The 1,164-nt window shown below is 60.0% G+C and carries 1 protein-coding gene; it reads left to right on the forward strand.

The window, feature by feature from the left end; translation table 11 throughout:
* Positions 1-121: 121 nt before the first annotated feature.
* Positions 122-1,164: IS256 family transposase (locus tag M5B42_RS32040; protein ID WP_248748062.1), on the forward strand; the 1,043-nt coding region annotated here is incomplete at its 3' end.

Below are 1,164 nucleotides of genomic sequence, written 5' to 3' on the forward strand. Positions count from 1 at the left end.
GTCCCAGGAAGTGGTGTAACTGAACCAACCGAAGGCGCCCTGCGGGCGAAAGAGGTTGGTCATCGTGGTTTTTGGCTAACGTTGAGTTTGCGAAGACCTAACGAACACCAGGAAAACCACGATGACCAAGTCCACTATCGCATTGACCGAGCTGGTTGAGAAAGGGGCAGACGCCGATCTGCTCAAGCAAATGATTCAGTTCGTTGCCCAGCGCATGATGGAGCTCGATGTCGAAGGCCTCTGCGGCGCTGGCTTCGACGTCAAAAGCCCAGACCGGGTCAACAGCCGCAACGGCTACCGGGATCGCCTGTGGCAAACCCGCGCCGGAGACGTCGACCTGAAGATCCCCAAGCTGCGCCAAGGCAGCTATTTCCCAGGCTTCCTTGAACCTCGGCGCACCGCCGAGAAAGCCATGGCCGCAGTGATTCAGGAAGCCTATATCCAGGGTGTTTCAACTCGCTCCGTAGACGAGTTGGTCAAGGCCATGGGCATGACCGGTATCTCCAAGAGCCAGGTCTCACGTCTGGCCGGCGAGATTGACGAGCGTGTCAACGCGTTCCTGGATCGCCCGCTTGAAGGTGACTGGCCCTATCTCTGGATTGATGCCACCTACGTCAAAGTACGGGAGGCCGGGCGTATTGTGTCGGTCGCCGTCATAATCGCCGTGGCGGTGAACACCAATGGTGGCCGGGAAATCCTCGGCATGCGCGTCGGTCCCTCGGAAGCTGAGCCGTTCTGGACGGACTTCCTGCGAAGCCTGATGCGACGTGGCTTGCGCGGTGTAAAGCTGGTGATCTCTGATGCCCACGAAGGGCTCAAGGCTGCCGTTTCCAAAGTCTTCCACGCGACCTGGCAACGCTGCCGGGTACACTTCATGCGCAACGCCATGGCCCATGTCGGCAAGGGCCAGCGCACCATGGTGGCCGCGTTGCTACGCACCGTCTTCGCCCAAGACAACCGAAGCGAATGCCATCAGCAATGGCGCCTGGTGGCGGATCAGTTACGGGAAAAGTACCCCAAGATCGCCGTGCTCATGGACGGCTGCGAGGACGAAGTGCTGGCCCACATGGCGTTCCCTAAGGCGCACCGGCAACAGTTGCACAGCACCAACCCGCTGGAACGGCTCAACGCCGAGATCAAGCGCCGAACCGAAGTCGTAGGGAT

The organism is Pseudomonas sp. MWU12-2037 (genome assembly GCF_023242345.1).
In the GTDB taxonomy this organism is placed as follows: domain Bacteria; phylum Pseudomonadota; class Gammaproteobacteria; order Pseudomonadales; family Pseudomonadaceae; genus Aquipseudomonas; species Aquipseudomonas gingeri_D.